The organism is Amycolatopsis endophytica (assembly GCF_013410405.1).
In the GTDB taxonomy this organism is placed as follows: Bacteria; Actinomycetota; Actinomycetes; order Mycobacteriales; family Pseudonocardiaceae; genus Amycolatopsis_E; species Amycolatopsis_E endophytica.
The window spans coordinates 1462130-1482151 of record NZ_JACCFK010000002.1 but is presented as its reverse complement, the minus strand read 5'-3'; the positions used below and the strand labels follow the sequence as shown (position 1 = coordinate 1482151).

Annotated in this window: 23 protein-coding genes and 1 pseudogene; 15 read left to right on the top strand and 9 right to left on the bottom strand. The window is 71.3% G+C overall.

Annotation, left to right across the window (positions count from 1 at the left end):
• Positions 1-4 precede the first annotated feature (4 nt).
• Positions 5-361: a hypothetical protein gene (locus HNR02_RS32630; protein WP_179776125.1), complete on the bottom strand. Its 357-nt coding sequence runs from the start codon at positions 359-361 to the stop codon at positions 5-7.
• 307 nt (positions 362-668) lie between these two features.
• Here HNR02_RS32630 and HNR02_RS32625 point away from each other — a divergent pair.
• Both HNR02_RS32625 and HNR02_RS32620 read left to right on the top strand, forming a co-directional pair.
• Positions 669-794, top strand: a pseudogene (locus tag HNR02_RS32625) (aldehyde dehydrogenase family protein); the annotation flags it as partial.
• A 42-nt stretch (positions 795-836) separates the two neighbouring features.
• Positions 837-1505, top strand: coding sequence for a GntR family transcriptional regulator (locus HNR02_RS32620; protein ID WP_179777446.1), 669 nt, complete (start codon positions 837-839; stop codon positions 1503-1505).
• Here the strand turns inward: HNR02_RS32620 and HNR02_RS32615 are convergent, their stop codons facing one another.
• Positions 1506-2069, bottom strand: coding sequence for a TetR/AcrR family transcriptional regulator (locus tag HNR02_RS32615; protein ID WP_179777445.1), 564 nt, complete (start codon positions 2067-2069; stop codon positions 1506-1508).
• Between the two features lie 108 nt (positions 2070-2177).
• On the opposite strand from HNR02_RS32615, the gene HNR02_RS32610 reads away from it, so the two are divergent.
• Positions 2178-2900: an alpha/beta fold hydrolase gene (locus HNR02_RS32610; RefSeq protein WP_179777444.1), complete on the top strand. Its 723-nt coding sequence runs from the start codon at positions 2178-2180 to the stop codon at positions 2898-2900.
• Here the strand turns inward: HNR02_RS32610 and HNR02_RS32605 are convergent.
• Positions 2887-3405, bottom strand: a complete 519-nt coding sequence (locus HNR02_RS32605) for a barstar family protein (RefSeq protein WP_179777443.1) — start codon at positions 3403-3405, stop codon at positions 2887-2889. The genes HNR02_RS32610 and HNR02_RS32605 overlap by 14 nt on opposite strands.
• 713 nt (positions 3406-4118) lie before the next feature.
• Here HNR02_RS32605 and HNR02_RS32595 point away from each other — a divergent pair.
• From HNR02_RS32595 to HNR02_RS32580, 4 genes are all read left to right on the top strand, one after another.
• On the top strand, positions 4119-4937 hold the full coding sequence (locus HNR02_RS32595; RefSeq protein WP_179777442.1) for a helix-turn-helix transcriptional regulator: 819 nt from the start codon (positions 4119-4121) through the stop codon (positions 4935-4937).
• Positions 4938-5075: 138 nt separating this feature from the next.
• Entirely contained in the window at positions 5076-6080 is a 1005-nt protein-coding gene (gene fgd / locus HNR02_RS32590; RefSeq protein WP_179777441.1) for a glucose-6-phosphate dehydrogenase (coenzyme-F420), read from the top strand.
• Between the two features lie 87 nt (positions 6081-6167).
• A complete protein-coding gene (locus tag HNR02_RS32585; protein ID WP_218914355.1) occupies positions 6168-6482 on the top strand; it encodes an ArsR/SmtB family transcription factor in 315 nt (104 codons plus the stop codon).
• Positions 6483-6502: 20 nt separating this feature from the next.
• Positions 6503-7495, top strand: a complete 993-nt coding sequence (locus tag HNR02_RS32580; RefSeq protein WP_179777440.1) for an LLM class flavin-dependent oxidoreductase — start codon at positions 6503-6505, stop codon at positions 7493-7495.
• Between the two features lie 100 nt (positions 7496-7595).
• On the opposite strand, the gene HNR02_RS32575 is transcribed toward HNR02_RS32580, so the two are convergent.
• Positions 7596-8096: a TetR/AcrR family transcriptional regulator C-terminal domain-containing protein gene (locus HNR02_RS32575; protein WP_312861257.1), complete on the bottom strand. Its 501-nt coding sequence runs from the start codon at positions 8094-8096 to the stop codon at positions 7596-7598.
• 135 nt (positions 8097-8231) lie between these two features.
• On the opposite strand from HNR02_RS32575, the gene HNR02_RS32570 reads away from it, so the two are divergent.
• Together HNR02_RS32570 and HNR02_RS36915 are read left to right on the top strand one after the other, a co-directional pair.
• On the top strand, positions 8232-9113 hold the full coding sequence (locus tag HNR02_RS32570) for an FAD-dependent monooxygenase (RefSeq protein WP_179777984.1): 882 nt from the start codon (positions 8232-8234) through the stop codon (positions 9111-9113).
• Positions 9014-9394 (top strand): aromatic-ring hydroxylase C-terminal domain-containing protein, encoded by a 381-nt coding sequence (locus HNR02_RS36915; RefSeq protein ID WP_376772979.1) that lies wholly within the window; start codon positions 9014-9016, stop codon positions 9392-9394. The genes HNR02_RS32570 and HNR02_RS36915 overlap by 100 nt, the downstream gene beginning before the upstream one ends.
• Here HNR02_RS36915 and HNR02_RS32565 read toward each other — a convergent pair.
• A complete protein-coding gene (locus HNR02_RS32565; RefSeq protein WP_179777438.1) occupies positions 9369-9704 on the bottom strand; it encodes an STAS domain-containing protein in 336 nt (111 codons plus the stop codon). The two genes, HNR02_RS36915 and HNR02_RS32565, sit on opposite strands and share 26 nt — an antisense overlap.
• A 187-nt stretch (positions 9705-9891) precedes the next feature.
• Between HNR02_RS32565 and HNR02_RS32560 the strand changes: the two genes are divergently transcribed.
• The gene (locus tag HNR02_RS32560) at positions 9892-10623 is read left to right on the top strand and encodes a GAF and ANTAR domain-containing protein (RefSeq protein WP_179777437.1); all 732 of its coding nucleotides are present in this window, start codon (positions 9892-9894) and stop codon (positions 10621-10623) included.
• Between the two features lie 38 nt (positions 10624-10661).
• Here the strand turns inward: HNR02_RS32560 and HNR02_RS32555 are convergent, their stop codons facing one another.
• Positions 10662-11327: a phosphonatase-like hydrolase gene (locus HNR02_RS32555; RefSeq protein ID WP_179777436.1), complete on the bottom strand. Its 666-nt coding sequence runs from the start codon at positions 11325-11327 to the stop codon at positions 10662-10664.
• Positions 11324-12427, bottom strand: a complete 1104-nt coding sequence (locus tag HNR02_RS32550; protein WP_179777435.1) for a TIGR03364 family FAD-dependent oxidoreductase — start codon at positions 12425-12427, stop codon at positions 11324-11326. Before HNR02_RS32550 ends, HNR02_RS32555 begins: the two co-directional genes overlap by 4 nt.
• A 164-nt stretch (positions 12428-12591) precedes the next feature.
• On the opposite strand from HNR02_RS32550, the gene HNR02_RS32545 reads away from it, so the two are divergent.
• Entirely contained in the window at positions 12592-13407 is an 816-nt protein-coding gene (locus tag HNR02_RS32545) for a three-helix bundle dimerization domain-containing protein (protein ID WP_312861255.1), read from the top strand.
• A 316-nt stretch (positions 13408-13723) separates the two neighbouring features.
• Here HNR02_RS32545 and HNR02_RS32540 read toward each other — a convergent pair whose 3' ends face one another.
• A complete protein-coding gene (locus tag HNR02_RS32540) occupies positions 13724-14536 on the bottom strand; it encodes an endonuclease/exonuclease/phosphatase family protein (RefSeq protein WP_179777434.1) in 813 nt (270 codons plus the stop codon).
• Positions 14537-14601: 65 nt separating this feature from the next.
• Positions 14602-15606, bottom strand: a complete 1005-nt coding sequence (locus HNR02_RS32535) for an LLM class flavin-dependent oxidoreductase (RefSeq protein WP_179777433.1) — start codon at positions 15604-15606, stop codon at positions 14602-14604.
• A gap of 271 nt (positions 15607-15877) precedes the next feature.
• Here HNR02_RS32535 and HNR02_RS32530 point away from each other — a divergent pair, with 271 nt between their 5' ends.
• Genes HNR02_RS32530 through HNR02_RS32515 form a run of 4 tightly spaced genes read left to right on the top strand, consistent with a single transcriptional unit; the run spans position 15878 to position 19984 of the window.
• The gene (locus HNR02_RS32530) at positions 15878-16903 is read left to right on the top strand and encodes a LacI family DNA-binding transcriptional regulator (RefSeq protein ID WP_179777432.1); all 1026 of its coding nucleotides are present in this window, start codon (positions 15878-15880) and stop codon (positions 16901-16903) included.
• Positions 16900-17853: a carbohydrate ABC transporter permease gene (locus HNR02_RS32525; protein WP_179777431.1), complete on the top strand. Its 954-nt coding sequence runs from the start codon at positions 16900-16902 to the stop codon at positions 17851-17853. Before HNR02_RS32530 ends, HNR02_RS32525 begins: the two co-directional genes overlap by 4 nt.
• A 2-nt stretch (positions 17854-17855) precedes the next feature.
• On the top strand, positions 17856-18683 hold the full coding sequence (locus HNR02_RS32520) for a carbohydrate ABC transporter permease (protein WP_179777982.1): 828 nt from the start codon (positions 17856-17858) through the stop codon (positions 18681-18683).
• Positions 18684-18709: 26 nt separating this feature from the next.
• The gene (locus HNR02_RS32515) at positions 18710-19984 is read left to right on the top strand and encodes an ABC transporter substrate-binding protein (protein ID WP_179777430.1); all 1275 of its coding nucleotides are present in this window, start codon (positions 18710-18712) and stop codon (positions 19982-19984) included.
• The last annotated feature ends 38 nt before the right edge of the window (positions 19985-20022 follow it).

Below are 20022 nucleotides of genomic sequence, written 5' to 3'. Positions count from 1 at the left end.
GCGGCTACCGGGTGCGCGGTACCGGCCGCCCCCGGCAGCCGTGGCCGGTCGACGTCCTCGAGCCCGCGACCGGAGCCGTGCTCGCGACCTGCGATGCCGAGCGCGCGGCCGACGTCGCGTCGGCCGCGCTGCCGTGCTGGTCGGGCACGCCCGCGCCCCGGCGGGCCGCGGCCCTGCCGGCCATCGCCGCGGAGCCGCGCGATCCGGCCGTCGCGGAGGAGTTCACCGCGCTGGAGACCGGCAAGCGCGTCACCGAAGCCCGGGCCGGGGCCTGGATGTCCGCCGGTTTCGCCGAACGGATCGCCCCCGCCGTGCTGCGCGCACCGGCGCGACGCCGCGCGTCGTCCCGGGCATCGAGCATGAGATCAGCGATCGTCCGCTGGGTGTCGTCGCCGTGCCGTCGCCGTGGAACTTCCCACCGTCCATCCCGGCGCGCAAGATCGCGGCGGGATGGACGGTGTTGTTCGAGCCGTCCGAAGTGGCCGCGAGGGCTCGGCTCCGCGCTTCGCCGGGACCGTGGAGCGGCACGTGCCCGGGGGCGTGCTGTGCTCGATGCTCGGGGACGCTGGGCTCCACGCGGGTCGGCGTGCTCGTCGCCGAACAGGGTCGCACGCACCTGACGCGGTGGGTGCCGGAACTCGGCGGCGACGCGCCGATGGTGGCGTTCGACGACCCCGAACACGCCGCGGGTTCCCTTCGGCGGACGCAAGCTGAGCGGACTGGGGCGGGAAGGAGGTCGGGCCGGCCTCGACGCGTTTCTCGCCCCGCAGACGATCGCCCTCGCCTGCCGCTAGGTTCGGCATGGCAGGCTGGGCGGAACGGAAAGGGGTGGGCAGATGGGTGAGCTCCCACCGGTGCGTGCGTCGGAGCGCATCACCGACGCGGTCTACGAGTCGCTGCGGCAGGCGATCCTGTCCGGGACCCTGCCCCCCGGTACCAAGCTGAGCGTGCCCAACCTCGCGCTGCGGCTGGACGTCAGCCGCAGCCCGGTTCGCGAAGCGGTGGTGCGGCTGACGTGGGACAGGCTCGCGGTCGATGAACCGCGTCGCGGCGCGGTGGTAGCCCGCATCGACCCGCAGGACCTCGCCGAGCTGTACGAGGTGCGGGAGGCGCTGGAGGGGGTTGCCACCCGCCTCGCGGTGCAGCGGGGCGATTCCGGTCTCGTCCCGAAACTGGAGCAGTTGCTGCGCCAGCACATCCAGGCGGTCGGCCTGGACGACGTCGAGCGGCACACCAAGCTGGACATCCAGTTCCACACCGCGATCCGGGTCGCCAGCGGCAACCAGCACGTGATCCGCCAGCTCGACGAGATTCAGGCGCAGGTCCGGCTGGCGATGGTCACCACGGCCGTCACCTCCGGCCCGTCCTACGCGGTCGAGGATCACCAGCGCATCCTCGAGGGCATCAAGTCCGGCGACCCGGACCGTGCCGAGCGCGCGGCGCGGGAGCACATCGCGCGGTTGAAGGTGGCGCTGCGCAGCAGTTCCGCGGCCGACCGACCATGATCACCCCGGGGTGCGCAGCCCCGCGACGAGGAGCCCGACGAGCCGTCGTGCGTCGTAGTGGCGAGTCGTGCTCGCGCCCGCGCAGAGGCCGCCGACACCGCGCATCAGCTCGCGCGCGTCCTGGCCGGACTGGATCTCGCCCGAAGCCGCCGCGGCGCCGAGCAGTCGCGTGCACACCGGTTCGAGCCGGTCGAGGAAATACTCGTGCAGCGGGTCGTAGCAGGGGTCGTCGGACTGCAGTACGGTCGCGAGTCCCTGCTTGGTGACGACGAAATCGACGAACAGGTCGATCCACCGGGCCAGCGCGTCGTAGGGCGTCTCGCAGGCCGCGAGCAGATCCGGGCCCGCCTCGGCGAGCGCTTCGACCTGATGCCGGTAGACGGCGACGATCAGGTCCGCGCGTGTCGGGAAGTGCCGGTAGATCGTGGCGGTGCCGACGCCTGCCTTGGCCGCGATGGCCCGGATCGGCGCCTCCACTCCCGACGCGACGAAGACCGCGGCGGCCGCGTCCAGCAGTACCTCCTTGTTGCGCCGTGCGTCCGCGCGCTGGGGCCGGTCGTTCACCCCGCACCTCCTTCCCGGGTTGCCTAAACGGGACGGTGTCCCGTAACGTCAAACGGGACAGGGTCCCGTTTACCCATCATGCCAGGGACCCGGACGGAGCGCACCACCATGACGACATACCTGCTGGTTCACGGCGCCTGGCACACCGGGCGGGCCTGGGAGCGGGTGGTCCCGCTGCTGGAGCAGGCCGGGCACCGCGTCTTCACCCCGACGCTGACCGGCTACGGCGAGACCAAGCACCTGCTCGGCCCCGAGGTCGGGCTCGACACGCACGTCGACGACATCGTCCGGCTGATCACCGCGGAAGATCTCACCGACGTGGTCCTCGTGGGCCACAGCTACGCGGGGCTGGTGATCTCGTCGGCCGCGAACGCGGTGCCGGACCGGATCGCGCGGCTGGTCTACCTCGACGCGATGGTGCCGGAGCACGGCGAGACCGCGGCCGATGTCATGCCCCCCACTCGCGGCCTCATCGAGCGCACGCTGGAGTCCGAAAGCGGCTGGCGGGTCCCGCCGCTGCCCGAGCTGCCGCCACCGTTCGGTCTGTTCGGGGTGACCGATCCGGCGGACCTCGCGTGGCTGCGCCCGATGTTGTCCGACCAGTCGGTGCGCTGCCTCCAGGAACCGGTCCGGCTGGACAACCCGGCGACGGCCGCGATCCCCCGCGCGCACATCCACTGCACCGTCAAGCCCGACGGCTTCGACCGCCGCCCGGTCCCCGCGATCCAGCCCAACGGAACGCCGTCGGAGGTGTTCGAACTCGCGACCGGCCACGACTGCATGGTCACCGCGCCGGCCGAGCTGACCGAACTGCTGCTCAAGATCGGCTGACCACGGCCTCGGGCAACCGTCGCGAGGGCTCGACGAAGAGCACGCGCAGTGCCGCCGTGCCCTCTCGTGCCGCGTGGTCGAGCAGGGAGAGGAACGCGCCCACGGCGTCGTTTTCCCGTGCCAGCAACCGATCCGACTCCTGCACGGTGACGAGCACTGTCCGCGCCGGGCGGCCCGCCCGGTCTCCGAAGGCGCTCCCGAGTCCGCCGCCGGAGAGGTCCAGGAGGTCGGTCAGGCATTCGTCGAAGGCGTCGAGGTTCCCGCCGTAGTAGGAGGGGAACTCCAGTGCGTCGCCCCAGGTGGCAAGCAACCCCTCCATCGTCTGGCATCGCCGCCCCTGTACCAGGACGGAATGCACCGCGTCCCGCGCCGACAGGTCGAACACCGCTCGCCGGGTGGCTTCACCGGCCGGCGCGAAGCGGACCCACGCCGGGAGGGGTCGGCCGCCGTACTCGTCCGGGAAGTGCCCGCCCCACGAGAAACTCCCACCCGGTGCGGCGGCCATGGATCGTCCTTTCCGATTGACTGTTTTGAGGGGTGGGTGTGCCGACCTGACGCACCCACCCCTCTTACGAAGTTCCGGGGGTGCTAGGGCAGGACGTAGAATTGCGCGAACGAGTTGTAGTGGTCGGGCGAGTACCAAGAATTTCCCTGCACGTTACTCCTGTTACACGACGAGTCGCTGGCTCAGGCGTCCATTAGGGCCGGGTGGATGAATGTCGTATTCAAGGTAATCGCCACCGGCGGGTAGCAATCCCGTGCTGTTCTGGTATGACGTGTTGCCGGAGAAGTGCGGCCGAGCATGACGGGAATGCCGTCGTCTCCCGAATCGTCCATGCGGCCTGAGGTGCCGGGCACGACGACGAGCCCGGCACGTCCCGGATCCAGGGCGGCGGTCCCGTGCGAGCTCAAGGTTGCGGTTCCGCTGGGCATTTCGCGCGGTCCTTCCGTGGACACCCGTCCCACCGTGACGCCACCGGCGCGCAGCACCTCGTAGGGGCGACGTCGTCGAGCGGATCGAAGCCGTCGAACGGGACGATCTGTGCGCATGCGCCGGCGCCGTGCGCGGTTCGGGGCTGGAAGGAGCGGCCGGACGGCCGGAAGCCGACGGATCCTCGCCACCCCCGGACGGGGGTGACGGTGGTCGACGTCGCGAAGGTGGGGCGGGTAGCGTGTGGCGACCGACGATGATGTGGTTGGCGAGGAGGACGGACGCCGATGTCTGACGCCCGCTCGGTCCTGCACGCCGAGTTGCGGGATGCGGCTGGTGCCGCCGGGCTGCCGGTGGTGTTCGGTGGCGAGGTGACCGGCGGGCGCCTGCGGTTGTCCGGGTTCGTCGGCACCCGTACCGCGGCGTTGCACGATCTGGAGGTGCTGCCCGGCGCGGGCCTGGGTGGCCGGGTGCTGATGCGGGGTCATCCGATCGCGGTCGCCGACTACGGCAGCGCACGCTCCATCACCCACGACTACGACCGCCCGGTACTCGCCGAGGGCCTCGGTTCGATCATCGCCGTGCCGGTCCGCGCGGGCGACCGGTGCCGCGGTGTGCTGTACGGCGCCGCACGGCAGACAGTGGCGTTCGGTGACCGGGTCCGGGACGCGCTCGTGACGTCCGGGAAGCGCCTCGCGCGCGACCTGAGCGTCCGGGAGGACCTCGGAGCGCGCCTCGCCCTCGCCGACGCGCTCTCTGTGGAAGCGGCCGCCACCCGCGAAGAACTGCGCTCCGTCCACTCGGAACTGAGGGTGATCGCGGGCACCCTCCCGGACCCGCAAACCCGGCGGCGCCTCTACGCGGCCGCCCAGCGCCTCATCGACCTCGGCACCCCACCCGCTCCTTCGCGGATTCGCCTGACCACAAGGGAAACCGACGTACTGGCCCAGGTCGCCCTGGGGTGCACGAACGCCGAGGTCGCCGAACGCCTGTCGCTGGGACGGGAAACGGTGAAGGCCTACCTGCAGTCCGCGATGCGCAAACTGAACGCCCACACGCGCCACGAGGCAGTGGTTCAAGCACGACGCCTGATGCTGCTGCCCTGACGCACCCGTCGCCCGGCAACGCAAGCCGGCGCAAGACCGGCCCGGACCGCCCCCGCCCCCCATTCCAAGCCCGCCACACCGCACCTCCCACTCCAGCGCAGTAGGTTGGAGGGGAGCAACCAGTGAGGGAGGACGATCGTGGGTCTGAAAGTCGGCTACAAGGCCTCGGCGGAGCAGTTCGGTCCGCGTGATCTGGTCGAGTACGCCGTGCGCGCCGAGGAGCTGGGCCTGGACTCGGTGTGGGTGTCGGATCATTTCCTGCCCTGGCGGCACGAGGGCGGGCACGCGCCGTTCGCGTTGACGTGGATGTCGGCGGTGGCGGAGCGGACCAAGCGGGTGCAGATCGGCACCAGTGTGCTGACTCCCACGTTCCGGTACAACCCGGCGGTGATCGCGCAGGCGTTCGCGACGATGTCGTTGCTGTCGAACAACCGGGTGATCCTCGGTGTGGGTACCGGTGAAGCGCTGAACGAGATCGCGGTGTCGGGCCGGGAGTGGCCCGAGTTCAAGGAGCGGTTCGCGCGGCTGCGGGAGGCGATCAAGCTCATCCGCGAGCTGTGGACCCAGGACGAGGTGTCGTTCGAGGGTGACTACTACACGCTGGTCAACGCCAGTATCTACGACCGCCCGGAGCAGCCGGTTCCGGTGTACGTCGCCGCGGGCGGGCCGGTCGTGGCCAAGTACGCGGGCCGTGCGGGGGAGGGGTTCATCTGCACCTCCGGCAAGGGCATGGAGCTGTACAACGACAAGCTGATGCCCGCCGTCGCGGAAGGGGCGCAGGCCGCCGAGCGCGACGCCGCCGCCATCGACAAGACGATCGAGATCAAGATGTCCTACGACCGCGACCCGGACAAGGCCCTGGACAACACCCGGTTCTGGGCGCCGCTGTCGCTGACCCCGGAGCAGAAGCACTCGGTGTCCTCGTCGGTGGAGATGGAGCGGCTGGCCGACGAGCTGCCGATCGAGCAGGTCGCCAAGCGCTGGATCGTGGCCTCCGACCCGGACGAGGCGCTCGCCCAGATCAAGCCGTATCTGGACGCCGGCCTCAACCACCTGGTGTTCCACGGCCCCGGCCACGACCAGGAACGGTTCCTGTCCCAGTTCACCGAGGACGTGCTGCCGCGGCTGCGCGCGCTGGGCTGACGCACCGCCGCTCACGGGCCGCGTGCCCGTGAGCGGCGTCATGGTGCGGGTGGCCGCCCGCCGAGAGTAATTTCGTGTTTTAGCGAAATGTCGAAGGACGGTGCGGTGCTGCTCGGTGAGTGCAAGGCCCTGGCGAACGAGACACGGCTGCGCATCCTGGAGTGGCTCAAGGACCCGGAGGTCAGCTTCCCGGCGAGCGCGGGGGAGACGGCAGGTCTGGGGGTGTGCGTCGGCCTGCTCCAGCAGAAGGCCGGGACCTCGGCGTCGACCATGTCGGCCCACCTGGCGATCCTGCAGCGCGCCGGGTTCCTGCTGGCCACCCGGCGCGGCCAGTGGACCTACTACCGGCGCGACGAAGACCGCATCCGCGCCTTCACCGAGCGACTGCACCGCGACCTGTGACCGGAAAAGGTGAACCCGTCATGTCCCCAGTCCTGTCCGTACTGGACCTCGCGCCGATCGCGCCCGGCCGGAGCGCGCGCGAGAGCTTCGAGGCCAGCGTCGCGCTGGCGCAGGCCGCCGAGCGCGGTGGCTACCGCCGCGTCTGGTACGCCGAGCACCACAACATGGCGTCGATCGCCTCCAGCGCCACCAGTGTCGTGATCGGGCACGTCGCCGAGCACACCTCGACGATTCGCCTCGGCGCGGGCGGGATCATGCTGCCCAACCACTCGCCACTGGTGATCGCCGAGCAGTTCGGCACGCTGGAAACGTTGTTCCCCGGCCGGATCGACCTCGGGCTCGGCCGCGCGCCGGGCAGCGACCAGCGGACCATGGTGGCGCTGCGCCGCGACCCGATGTCGGCCGACTCGTTCCCGCAGGACGTGCTGGAACTGCAGGCCTACCTCGGCGGCAAGTCGGTGCAGGGCGTGCGGTCGGTGCCCACCGGAGAAAGCGCCGTGCCGCTCTACATCCTGGGCTCGTCGTTGTTCGGGGCGCAGCTGGCGGCACAGCTCGGCCTGCCCTACGCGTTCGCGTCGCACTTCGCGCCGGACTCGCTGCACCAGGCGGTCGAGGTGTACCGGAATCGATTCCAGCCCTCCGAGCAGCTGGCCGAGCCGTACGTGATCGCCGGGGCCAACGTGTTCGCCGCGCGGGACCGCGACGAAGCCGCCGAACAGCGCACCATCGCCTACCGGGCGCGGACCCGTTCGATGCTGTCGCAGGGCCGCTCCGGCGCGAACTTCACCGACGCCGAGGTCGACGCCTTCCTGGCCTCGCCCAACGGCCGCGGCCTGGCGGGCATGACCCGCTACACGGCCGTCGGCACCCCGGAGGACGTGCGGGCCTACCTGGAGAACTTCGCCACCGAGGCCGGCGCGGACGAGCTGATCCTGGCCCACCACGCGACGAACGTCGAGGACCGGGTGCGCTCGGTCGAGCTGACCGCGGACGCCATGACGGCCGTCGCCTAGCTGTAGCGCCCGTTTTCTCAGCGGCGGAGCCGCTTGCCGTGGGCCGTGCGCTGGCACCGCCGCCACCCGCACCGCCACGCAAGCCACTGCCGAAACAGTCCTAGCGAAGGCCGTCGACCATCAGCCCGAGGGTGAAGTCGAACCGGTCGTGGCCCTCGCCCGCGGTGAGTTCGGTGGCGTGCCGCCTGGTGTGGGGAAACGTTTCCGCGGGCAGCGCGGCGAACCGGCGCAGCAGATCGTCGCGGTCGACCACCCAGACGGCGTCGTCCCGCGCCGACCGCCGCCGCACCGTCGACACCTCCAGGCAGTAGGCGGCCACGTACAGCAGGAGCGCGTCGACGGCCCACGCGGCGGCCTGCGGGGCGACGCCGCCGGCCAGCAGGATCGCCAGCATCCCCTCGCAGACGCGCACGGTTTCCAGGTCGGTGGGGGCCATGGCGAGCGCGGCGCGGGAGATCCCGGGGTACCTCAGGTACTGGTCGCGGATCTGCGCGCACACCTCGCGGATCTGATCGCGCCACCGCGCGGGGTCGGGCTCGGGCAGCGTGAGTTCCGCGCACAGCCGCCCGATCAGCAGCTCGTCGAGGGCAGCCTTGTTCACCACGTGCGCGTAGAGGGAGGCGGATCCGGCGGCCGGTTGCGCGCCGCGCGTCGCTCGTGCGGGTTCACGGAATCACTCTGCGTTGACACGAACACCGTTCGTAAGTAGAACGGTGTTCGTGAACCGAGGCGTTCGATCGCCGCGGTCTGCTGCCCGCCGTCGAAGCGGTGCAGCGGAAGGTGCACGGGAGCGTGGACGCGACGCGGTTCACCGGGCACTTCGCCGGAATGGTCCTCGATCCCGATCTCGTGGACTGGTCCGATCCCGACTTCGCCGCGCACACCGCGGCGTCGGGGGCGCGGATGGCTGGCCGGCTGCGACGGCGGGCACAGCGCCGTGCGCCGCCTCGCCGGCATCGGCTTCCCCGGCACCGATCCGGAACCGACCGGGTACCAGGCGGTCGCCGACATCGACGGCGCGGAGCAGCTCGCGGACGGGTGGACGTGGTCGGCGCGGGGCGCCTACCGGTACGGTCCGCAGCCCGGGCGAGTGGCCACTGTGGAGTTCGACGGCGGTCCCGCCGACCGTTCGGCGCCGGTCACCCTCGACGAGGTGCAGTCCAGTCTGCGCCGGGTCTCGGGGGCCGACGTCACGCTGACCGCGTTGCGCGCCACCCCGACCCGCTGGACCGACAACACCCGCCAGGCCGCGGCCTACCGCGCGGGACGGGTGTTCCTCGCCGGGGACGCCGCGCACGTCCACCCGCCGTTCGGCGGGCAGGGGCTCAACCTCGGGGTCGGCGACGCGATGAACCTCGGCTGGAAGCTCGGCGCCGTGATCGCCGGGTGGGCGTCCGAGGGCCTGCTTGGCACCTACGAGACGGAGCGCCGTCCGATCGGGCGTGGGTGCTGGACTGGACGCGGGCCCAGATCGGGGTGCTGCGCGGCGATGCGAAATCGGCCGGGCTGCGCCAGGTCGTGGCCGATCTGCTGGCCACCAGGGACGGCACGACGCACGCCGTCAAGAAGATCTTCGGGGTCGGCCGGCGCATCGACCTGCCCGGCGGCCACCCGCTGACCGGACGGTTCGCCCCGGACCTGTGGCTGGGCGACGGTTCCCGCCTCGCCTGCCACGGTCACGGCGGTGGTTTCCTGCTGTTGGACCGCACCGCGGACGGCGTGTTCGCCCGGGTCGCGGCGGGCTGGGACGGCCGGGTCGCACCGTGGCCGACGCCGCCGACACTCCCGACACGGCGGGGCTCGAAGCCGCCCTGTCCCGGTGGGCCGGTGCTCCGCGCCCGCGAACACGAGCCGGACGCACACCGCCGGGATCTCAGGGCACGGTGCCGACGATCCTGAAGACCCGGTCGAGGCCCGTCAGCTCCAGCGGGCGCAGTACGGGGCGGTGGGTGCACACCAGCGTGAGCCGCTGCCCGGCCTCCTCGCACTCCTTGGCGATCTCGAGCAGCAGCGCGAGGCCGCCGGAGTCGAGGAACCCGACACCGGACAGGTCGAGGACCACGGAAGGCGGTGGTGGTACGGGCGCGCCCGCGCGGGCGGCCGCCAAGTCCTCGCGCAGGTGCACGACGGTCCCGGCGTCGAGTTCACCCATCACGGTCACGACGAGGGCATCGGGGCGGTAGGCCCACTCCGCCTTCAGGTTGGTCACGCGGTCTCCTGGGCAAGCATTCCGGCTCGCGAGGTCGGGCGGGACGCGATGATCACACGCCGCCGCGGGAACAAGGGCGAGCCACAGCTGCTTGTATAACCGTGACTTCGCCGACCTTACCGCATGGCCCGGTTAGGCTGGCGGGACGAAGGCGGCAGACGACGCCTCGGAAGAAGACGAGGTGTGCATGAGCGAGACGACCCTGTCCGCCCCCGAAGTCATCACGATCGCCCAGGAGCTGGCCGAGATCGGCAGGCTCGTGGACGACGACGACGTTCCCGCGACGCTGAGCCGCTACGTGGCGCGGGCCGTCACGCTGGTGCCGGGATGTGACCGCGCCGCGATCACCGCGTCGGCCCCGGCCGGGACGGAGGTGCTCGCCTCCGCCGGGAAACCCCTGCCGGAGCCGCCCACCGACGGTTCCGGCCCGGACCCGGTGACCGAGGCGCTGCGGTACCGCGAACCGCGGCGACTGGACGACACCGCGGCGGACGAGCGCTGGCCCCCGTTCAGCGCGCACCTGCGGCGGCACGGGTTCGGCAGCTGCCTGACCCTGCCGCTGCCCACCTCGGACGCGGCGTTCACCGTGTTCTCCACGGAGCCGGGCCGGTTCGGCGAAGACTCGCACGACCTGGCGCTGCTGTTCACCCTGCACGCCGGTGTCGCCTTCGACAACAGCACCCTCTACCACGACAACCTGCGTCTGCTCGCGCACGTGCAGACGGCGCTGCGGACCCGCACAGTGATCGCGCAGGCGCAGGGACTGCTGATGCGCCACCACGACCAGACCGCGGAAGAGGCGTATGCGGTGCTGAAACGCCTGTCGCAGGAGGGAAACGTGAAGCTGCGCGCGGTCGCGGCGGCGCTCGTGGAAGCGCACGAGGCGGGCCGGCTGGAGGAAGCGCTGCGGCGGCGGTGACCATCCACTGTGGTCCGCCCGGCTCCGGAACTGCCCGGTCAACCCTGGACGGCGGCGGGAAGTTCGGCGACCGAGCCGAGCACGTGGGTGGCGCCCGCCGCCCGCAGGTCGTCGACAGTCCCGGCGCCGGTCAGCACCCCGGCGGCCACCGAGGCGCCCGCACGCGCCGCGGCCAGCACGTCGGACGGGGTGTCGCCCGCGACGGCGATCGCCCGCACGTCCGTGACGCCCAGGCGCAGCGCGGCCGTCAGCACCAGGTCCGGGTAGGGGCGTCCCCGCACGCCGGGCCCTGGCGCGAGCGCGAGGTCGGCCAGGTCCTGCCAGCCGAGCGCGTCCAGGATCGCGTGCTGGGTCCCGGCGGCGAAGCCCGTGGTGAACGCGACCTTGATCCCGTCCGCGCGCAGGCGGCGCACGGTGTCCTCGGCGCCGGGCAGCGGCACGCACCGGCCACTGTGGACGAGTCCTTCGTAGACCCGGCGGAACTCGTCGTCCGCCCGCCGCGCCGAGGATTCCTCACCGAGCAGCGCCCGGAAGACGGTGATCTTCGACTGTCCCATCGTTTCCCGGACGTAGCGGAGCATCTCCGGGTGGCGTTCGGAGGGAACGCCGACGGTGGTGATCGCCGTGATGAAGGACTGCTCGACGAGCCCGTCGTCGGCGGCCGTGGTGCCCGCCATGTCCAGTACGACCAGTTCGGGTTTCACAGCCCGGCCTCCTCGGCGGTGTCCTCGGCGATCGCCGGCGCGCAGGTCATCCCGCGGCCGCCGGGACCGGTGACCAGCCAGGCGTTGTCCGCGATCCGGGCGCGGTGCACGACCAGCGACGGGTCGGTCGCCTGCGCGTACACGCCCGCCCAGCGTCGCGTGATCCGCGGCACGGGCCTGCCGAGGATCGCCGAGACCACCGAGCTCAGGTGCTCGTAGGGGGCCTCCTCGACATCGAAACCGAACGGCTCGTCGTAGGCGTGGGTGTCGCCGATGGTCAGGCCACCGTCCCGGCGCTGCACCATCAGCAGCTGCATGGCGTGTGCCGCCGCGGTTTCCGGCTGCGGCTGGTCCCGGTTCAGCGTGGTCAGCGCGTCGCCGCGGAAGGCCGGGTAGTAGCGGAAGCTGTCCGCGTCGGCCACCGACGTCGTGAGGGCCTCGCCGAGCGGTTCGGTCTGCGCCATCTGCAAGCGCACCCGGCGCACCGGGAGGTCGCCGGTCAGCTCGCGCACGAACCCGCCGAGCCACGCGCCGGTGCACAGCAGGACGAGGTCACCGTCGTGCCGCTCACCGCGGTCGTCGACGATGCCGGTGCTCGTCAGCGCACGCACTTCACGCCCGGGCAGCCACGTGTAGCGGCCGCTGCCGGTGAGCGCGGCGCGGAGCGCGGGTTGCGCGGTGCGCGGTTCGACCGCCGCGTCCCGCGGGCACCACAGCGCACCGAGGAAATCGCCGCGCAGAACGGGGTTCAACGCGCGGGCTTCGGCCGCGTCGAGCAGTTCGAACTCGCGGTCGGCCGGCGCCTGCGCCGCCACCGCGTACTCGGCTTCGGTCCGCAGCACGGTGAGCGAGCCGTTCGCGCGGAAACCGAGCCCGGGCACCTCGGCGCCGATCCGCTCCCACAGGTGGCGAGCCCGCATCGCGGTGTCCAGTTCGGCGCCGGAAGCGCGGCCGCTGACCCAGACCAGCCCGAAGTTGCGCACCGACGCACCACGCGCCTCGGCCTCGCGCTCGATCTGCACCACGTCATGGCCGCGGCGGACGGCCTCCCGGGCGTGCAGGGTTCCGAGCACGCCGCCGCCCACGATGAGGATTCGCACGTCGCACACCCTCGCCGCCGGTGGTGAACGGTTCGTGAGCCCGGCGCCAACGCGGCGTGGGCCACGTCTGACGATGCGTCCCGGTTGTCCCTTTCACCGGCGTACCTGTGAGGTTGCCCGGGAGACTCTTGCCGCGATTCCGGCCCCCACGCACACTGGAAACCGTGGACGTGGGTCAGCAGCTCCGTCGGCTGGAGGCGCGGCTCTCGGGGGAACACGAGGAGCATCCGCCCGAGGTCGTGCACAGTTTCGTGGACGAGGCGCTGTCCCGGTTCACCGGCGCTCGGGTGAGCGCTTTCGTGCCGATCCTGGTCGAACGCCGGGTCCGAGCGCGGATGAAGCCGTCGCCACGACCCGATCGGGTCGATCTTCCGCGCGGCCAGGCTTTCGCGCTGGATTCTCCTTACGCTGAACCGATGTCGCTGCGCACGTGGGCGTGGTTCACCGCGAAACGCCTGCTCGAGCGGGAGCTTCCGCGCCGCTGGGCGCACACGCGCGGGGTCGCCTCGACGGCCGCGCGCATCGCCCCGCTGCTCCCGCTGGCGGACCGGCAGATCCTGATCGCCTCGGCCTGGCTACACGACATCGGCTACGCCGAGGACCTCATCGACACCGGCTTCCACCAGCTCGACGGCGCTCGTTTCCTGCGCCGCGAAGGCATTCCGGTGCGGGTGTGCGCCCTCGTCGCGCACCACGCCGGCGCCGCGGCCGTCGCCGAGCTGCGCGGGCTGGCCCCGCAGCTGGCCGAGTTCGACGACGAACGGTCCGCGGTGCGGGACGCGCTCTGGTACAGCGACATGACCACCAGTCCGGACGGTGACCCCGTCGTGTTCGCCGACCGGATGCGGGAGATCCGCTCCCGCCGCGGCCCGGACGATCCGGTCGTGCGGGCACTGGACGTGAACGGTGACGAACGGGCCGCGGCGGTGCGGCGGACCGAGGAACTGTTGTGGTCCGGCGCGCGGCTCACCGCCGTCTGAGGTCTTTCGTAGCCGCTACGCGGATACCTCAGGCGCCGGGCTCGCAAGCTCGCAACGGATTTCCCTCCCGGTTGCGGGAGAGGAAAGCCCGGTAGGCAGAGTGCTGGGTCGCCTTCCGTTGCCGGTGCCGGGCGAGCGTGGCATTCGCGCACCCGCCGCCCCCACCCACACACCGGAACCCGGCAACGCAACCCACCCACCCCGATACACAGCCCAGTTCCGGGGAAAGAATCAAAAACCGGGGCGGCCACAATCGGGGCGTAGCGAAGCGAAGCCGACGCTTGAGAAACCCGCGTGTCGCCAGAACCCGCGCAGCTCAGTGCCGGACCAGCACCCGGCTCAGCAGTGGCAGGTGGTCCGACGCATCGGTCGGCAGCACCCGCGTGACCAGCGGTGACACCGACCGGGACGTGTAGACGTAGTCGATCCGGCGATCCGGGGCCCCGGCCGGGTAGGTCGGACCGCCGCCCTTGCCGGACACCGTCCACGCGTCCGTGAAGACACCGTTCAACGTCGCGATTTCCGGGGCGTCCGGGAGCGCGTTGAGGTCGCCGACGAGCACGGCCGGGCGGGTGCGGCCGATCAGCGCCGTGATCTGCCGGGCCTGCTCCAGGCGGTCGGTCTGCGAGCTCGCGGCCAGGTGCGTGTCGTAGACGTGCACGGCGACACCGTGGACGTCCAGCTCGGCGTGCAGCAGCCCGCGCTGCTCCTGGTCGGGGGAGCGGAACAGGTACGTGTTGTCCCACGCGGTGATCGGGTAGCGGGACAGGATCGCGGTCCCGTACTGGACGCGCGGGCTGCCCGCGGTGGGCGGATCGCGGTCGATGTTGGCGCCGAACACCACGTGGTAGCCGAGCATGCGGGCCAGCTCGCCGGCCTGGTCGGCCTGCTCGCTGCGGTCGGAGTAGTGCCGGTCCACCTCCTGCAGTCCGACCACGTCGGCTCCGCTGTCCCGCACCACCCCGGCCACGCGGGCCAGGTCGAGCACGTCGTCGGTGCCCTGGGCGTGGTGGATGTTGAAGGTCAGCACGGACAGCACCCGCTGCCGGTGCTCGCCCGCGTTCGCGGGCAGCACCGAGGTCAGCAGGATCCCGCTCAGCATCAGCACGACCGCCAGTGTTCTGCGCATGCCGGGGATCTTCGCCCGCGCGGGCGCCCGGCCGGTGAGGCCACGGTGAACGCGTGGCGAACGTTTCAGCGCCAGCCGGCTCCGGGCGCGACGTCGCGGACGATGGACTCCAGCAGGTGCGCGTTGTAGTCCACGCCGAGCTGGTTGGGCACCGTGACGAGAACCGTGTCGGCGGCCTGCACGGCCGCGTCGTCGGCGAGCTGCTTGGCGATCACGTCGGGTTCGCCGGCGTAGGACTTGCCGAAGCGGGCGATCCCGCCGTCGAGCCAGCCCACCTGGTCCTCGCTGTCGCGTTCGCGGCCGAAGAAGCGGCGGTCGGTGTCGGTGGTGATCGGGATGACGCTGCGGCTCACCGACACCCGCGGCTCGCGGAGGTGACCGGCCCTGGCCCATTCCTCGCGGAAGAGCGCGATCTGCTCGGCCTGCAGTTCGTCGAACGGCACGCCGGTGTCCTCGGTGAGCAGGGTCGAGCTCATCAGGTTCATGCCCTGCGCGGCGGTCCACTTCGCGGTGGCACGGGTGCCGCTGCCCCACCAGATGCGTTCCGGCAGCGACGCCGACCGCGGTTCGACGGCCAGCAGACCGCGGCGGCCCGTCCGGGGATCGGCCCGGACGACGCCGGCGCCGGTGAGGGCGGCGCGGAAGATCCCGGTGTGCCGGCGTGCCAGGTCGGCGTCGGTTTCGCCCTCGGCCGGGACGTACCCGAAGGCGGCGGCGCCGTCGAGCGCGGGCTCGGGGGAGCCGCGGCTGATGCCCAGCTGCAGGCGCTCACCGCTGAGCAGGTCGGTGGCCGCGGCCTGTTCCGCCATGTACAGCGGGTTCTCGTAGCGCATGTCGATGACGCCGGTGCCCAGCTCGATGCGTTCCGTGCGCGCCGCCATCGCCGCCAGCAGCGGGAAGGGCGTCGAGAACTGCGGCGCGAAGTGGTGCACGCGGAGGTAGGCGCCGTCCACACCCAGCTCCTCGGCCACGACCGCCAGCTCGACCATCTGCCGCAGGGCTTCCCCGGCTGTCGCGGTGGGTGTGCCGGGCTGGTGGTGCCCGAACGACAGGAACCCGATTTTCTTCACGCCAGGTAAGACAGTTCCGGCGGCGGTGGTGTTCCCCTTCGCGGTGTGGCGGGCACCGCTACCGCCGCACCTGCGGGAGCCGCGCGACGGCTCCGCACCCCGCCAGTGCAGAACTCGCGTACGGGAACGTGGAACTCGCGCGCGGGGGCGGGTGTTGACACTGCTCTGATCGAGTGACACTATCGCTCCTACCCCCTTGGAATCGTTTCCAACCGGGACTCAGAGTGAGCTGGAAACGATTCCAACGGATCTCAGGAACGACGGAGCGACGATGACGTCTACACGGGCCACGCTGCTGCAGGTGGCCGAGCGGGCCGGGGTGTCACTGGCCTCGACCTCGCGTGCCCTGCACGGGACCGGCGCGAGCCCGGCGATGATCGAGCGCGTGCGGGCCGCCGCGGAGGAGCTGGGGTACAGCCCGGACGCCATCGGCCGCTCGCTGCGGATGAAGAAGACCTTCCAGATCGCGTTCGCGGTCGCGGACATCGGCAACCCGGTCTACGTCGAGATGATGGGGGCCATCCACGAGGTTCTCGCACCGCACGGGTACCGCGTCGTGGTCATGACCACCGGCGACACCTCCACCTCGACCACCGACCTGGTCCGCAGCCTGAACAGCGGCTTCGTCGACGGCATGATCGTCAGCCCGCTGCGCACCGACGACCGGCTGATCCGGGAAATCCGGCAGACCCCGGTGCCGGTCGTCGTGATCGGGCGCGCGCTGGACGCCCACGGCATCAGCTCGGTCTCCACCGACTCCGCGGGCGGCATCGGCCAGGCCGTCCGGCACCTGCAGGAACTCGGCCGCACCAGGCTCGGCTTCCTCAACGGGCCACTCGACACCACCCCCGGTGAAGCCCGCCAGCGGGGCTTCCACGCCGCGGCGGGCGGGAACCACACCACCGAGACCGCCAAGGACTTCACCGTCGCCGCGGGCCTCGTCGCCGCCCGCCGTCTCCTCGCGAACGCACCGGAACGGCTCGACGCGATCGTCGCCGCCAACGATCTTCTCGCCATCGGCGCCATCCACGCCGCGCGCGAACTCCGCCTCTCGGTCCCGGACGACATCGCGGTGACCGGCATGGACGACACCGAGCTGGGCCGCGTCTTCCACCCCACGCTCACCAGCGTGTCCCTCGGCTCGACCGAACGCGGGCGCGCCGCCGCGCGGCTCATGCTCCGCCTCGCCGACGACGGCGACCACGACGCGCAGCAGGTCACCGTCGGTCCCGAGCTGATCGTGCGCGGATCCACCGTTCCCGCCGCAGGCGGTCTCATCGAGGGAGGTCAGCGATGACCCTGGCCCCGGCCACCCGGGCCCCCGCACCCGCACCGGCGCCCCGCGGGCGCAAGGGCGCCCAGGCGCGTTCCCGCCGCCGCGAAGCGATCGCGCTGGTGATGCCGTCGCTGATCCCGATCCTCGTGCTCAGCGTCGCGCCACTGGTGATGGGCCTGGCGCTGGCGTTCACCGACGCCCGCCTGGTCCGCAACCCGGACTACGACTTCACCGGCATCGAGAACTTCACGCGCCTGGCGGGCAACTCGTTCTTCTGGGACAGCCTCCGCATCGGTCTGATTTGGACGGTCGGGGTCACGGTACTGCAGCTGGCCGCCTCGATGGGCCTGGCGCTGCTGCTGAATTCCGGGCTGAAACTGCAGGGCCTGACCCGCGTGCTCGCCCTGATCCCGTGGGCGATGCCGCCGGTCGTCGTGGCGATCATGTGGCAGATGATCTACTCGGCCAACGGCGGGCCGCTCAACGCGTTCCTGGGCAGCGTCGGCCTGCCCGACGACATCAACTGGCTCGGCGACTTCTCCACGGCCCTGCCCGCGGTGATCGTCGTCGGCGTGTGGGTCGGCATGCCGCAGACCACGGTCACGCTGCTGGCCGGGTTGCAGCAGATCCCGCAGGACCTGCACGAAGCGGCGTCGGTGGACGGTGCGGGCGCGTGGCGGCGGTTCACGGCCGTCACCTGGCCCAGCCTGCGGCCGATCGTCGCCTCGATCACGTCGCTGAACTTCATCTGGAACTTCAACTCGTTCTCGCTGGTCTACGTCCTCACCGAGGGCGGGCCGGGCGGAAAGACCATGGTGCCGGTGCTCTTCATCTACCTCGAAGCGTTCAAGAACCGCAACATCGGATACGCGGCCGCGATGGGACTGGTGCTGGTCATCATCGTCGTGGCGCTGCTGGCGATCTACCTGCGGTCGCAGTTCCGCGACGACCGCGCCGGGCAGGGGCGGTGACCATGCGAGTCCTCCTGCGTCCCGCCCAGTACCTGGCACTGGCCGCCTACATCCTGTTCCTCGGTTTCCCGTTGCTGTGGCTGGTCTCGGCGTCGGTGAAGTCCTCGGGTGAGCTGAACTCGCTCACCGTCAGCCTGCTGCCCGACCAGTGGCACTGGAGCAACTACTCCGAGGCGCTCGACCGGCAGGGCCTGATCCACTCGGCGGGCAACAGCCTGATCGTCGCGCTGGTGTCCACCGCGCTGGTGATCGTCATCGCGCTGCCCGCGTCCTACGTGCTCGCCCGGCTGCGGGGCAAGGTCCGCGCCGCCGGGGTCGGCTGGATCCTGACCTCGCAGGTGTTCCCGGTCGTGCTGGTGATCCTGCCGCTGTTCCTGATCCTGCGCACCATCGGGCTGTCCGACAGCCTGGCCGGGCTGACGCTCGTCCACACCACGTACACGCTGCCGTTCGCGCTGTGGATGCTGCAGGGCTACGTCACCGCGATCCCGGTGGACCTGGAGGAAGCCGGCGCGATGGACGGCGCGGGCCGGTGGACCGTGCTGCGGCGGATCGTCTTCCCGCTGCTGATGCCGGGCATCGTGGCCACCGCGATGTTCAGCTTCGTCTCCTCCTGGAACGAGTTCTTCTTCGCGCTCGTCCTCCTGCAGTCGCCCGAGAACTACACCCTGCCGATCACGCTGAACATGTTCATCGGCGGCGAGGGCAAGGTCGCGCTCGGGCCGCTGGCCGCGGGCGCCGTGCTCGCCGCGATCCCCAGCATCGTCTTCTTCACCCTCCTGCGCCGCAGGCTCACCAGTGGGCTGATGGCCGGGGCGGTGAAGGGATGAACCCTCGGAAAACGAAAGGTCGGTCAATGAAGTCTCGACGTGTCGTGGCCGCCGCGCTCGCGGCGGTCACGAGCCTGGTGCTCGCCGCGTGCTCCGGTGGCAGCGGTGATGACGGCGGTCCGGTGACGTTGAAGTTCCAGTCCCTGTCCGACCAGCCGGCGGCGATCGCGGCGACGAACAAGATCGTCGACGACTGGAACAAGGCCCACCCCGACGTGCACGTCGAGGTCGTGCAGGCGGGCTGGGACGGCGTCTACGACAAGCTGATCACCCAGTTCAACGCGGGCAGCGCGCCGGACATCATCCACTACGAGGCGGCCGGGGTCGTCCCGTTCGCCCGCGACGGCTATCTGGCCGATCTGTCGCCCTACCTCACGGAGGCGAAAAAGGCCGACATCCCGAAGGGCGTGCTGGATTCGGTCACGGTCGACGGCCAGGTGATCGCCCAGCCGACCGAGCTGCAGTCCTACGTGGTCTTCGCCAACAAGTCGCTGCTGGACAAGGCCGGGGTCGCCGTGCCGACCGGGGACACGATGACCTGGGACCAGCTGCGGGACATCGCCAAGGCGACCACCCGTGACGGCGCCTACGGCCTGAGCTGGGGCCTGTCCAGCCCGACCGCGTCGATGGTCGCGCTGGCGCCCGCGTTCGGCGGCCAGTACTTCGAGGGCACCGGCACCGACGCGAAGATCTCCATCGGCCAGGGCGAGATGGCGCTGCCGCAGCTCGTCGACGCCATGGCGCACCAGGACAACTCGATCCTGCCGGTCACGCTGACCCAGTCCGGATCGAAGGCGCTCGCGCCGTTCTACGCGGGCCAGACCGCGATGACGATCCAGGGTTCGTTCCAGGCGGCCAACATCGCCAAGGACGCACCCGCCGGGTTCGACTGGGTCGTGCTGCCGCCGCTGGCCGGGCCCGCCGGTCCCGCGCAGGCCGCGAACCCGCAGACGCTGTCGGTGAACAGGGACTCCGAGCACGTCGAGCAGGCCGCGCAGTTCATCGACTTCTTCACCAGCACCGAGAACCTGGCCGCCCTCAACGAGGCCGACGCGCTGATCCCGGCGACCACCTCGGCCCGCGACGCGCTCGACACCAAGCTCGGCGCGCAGAACGGCTGGAAGGAGATCCTGGCCTCGGGCCAGTACCTCACCTCGGCGCCCTACCTGTTCGTCGACAAGTACGCGCAGTGGAAGGACACCGTCGCGACCCCGGCCTACCAGAAGTTCCTGGCACAGCAGATCGACGCGAACGGCCTGTCCAAGGAACTGTCCGACGGCTGGGACTCCATCAACCGGTAGCGGGCGGCCGAGTCCGAGACCATCTCAGAAGGGAAACG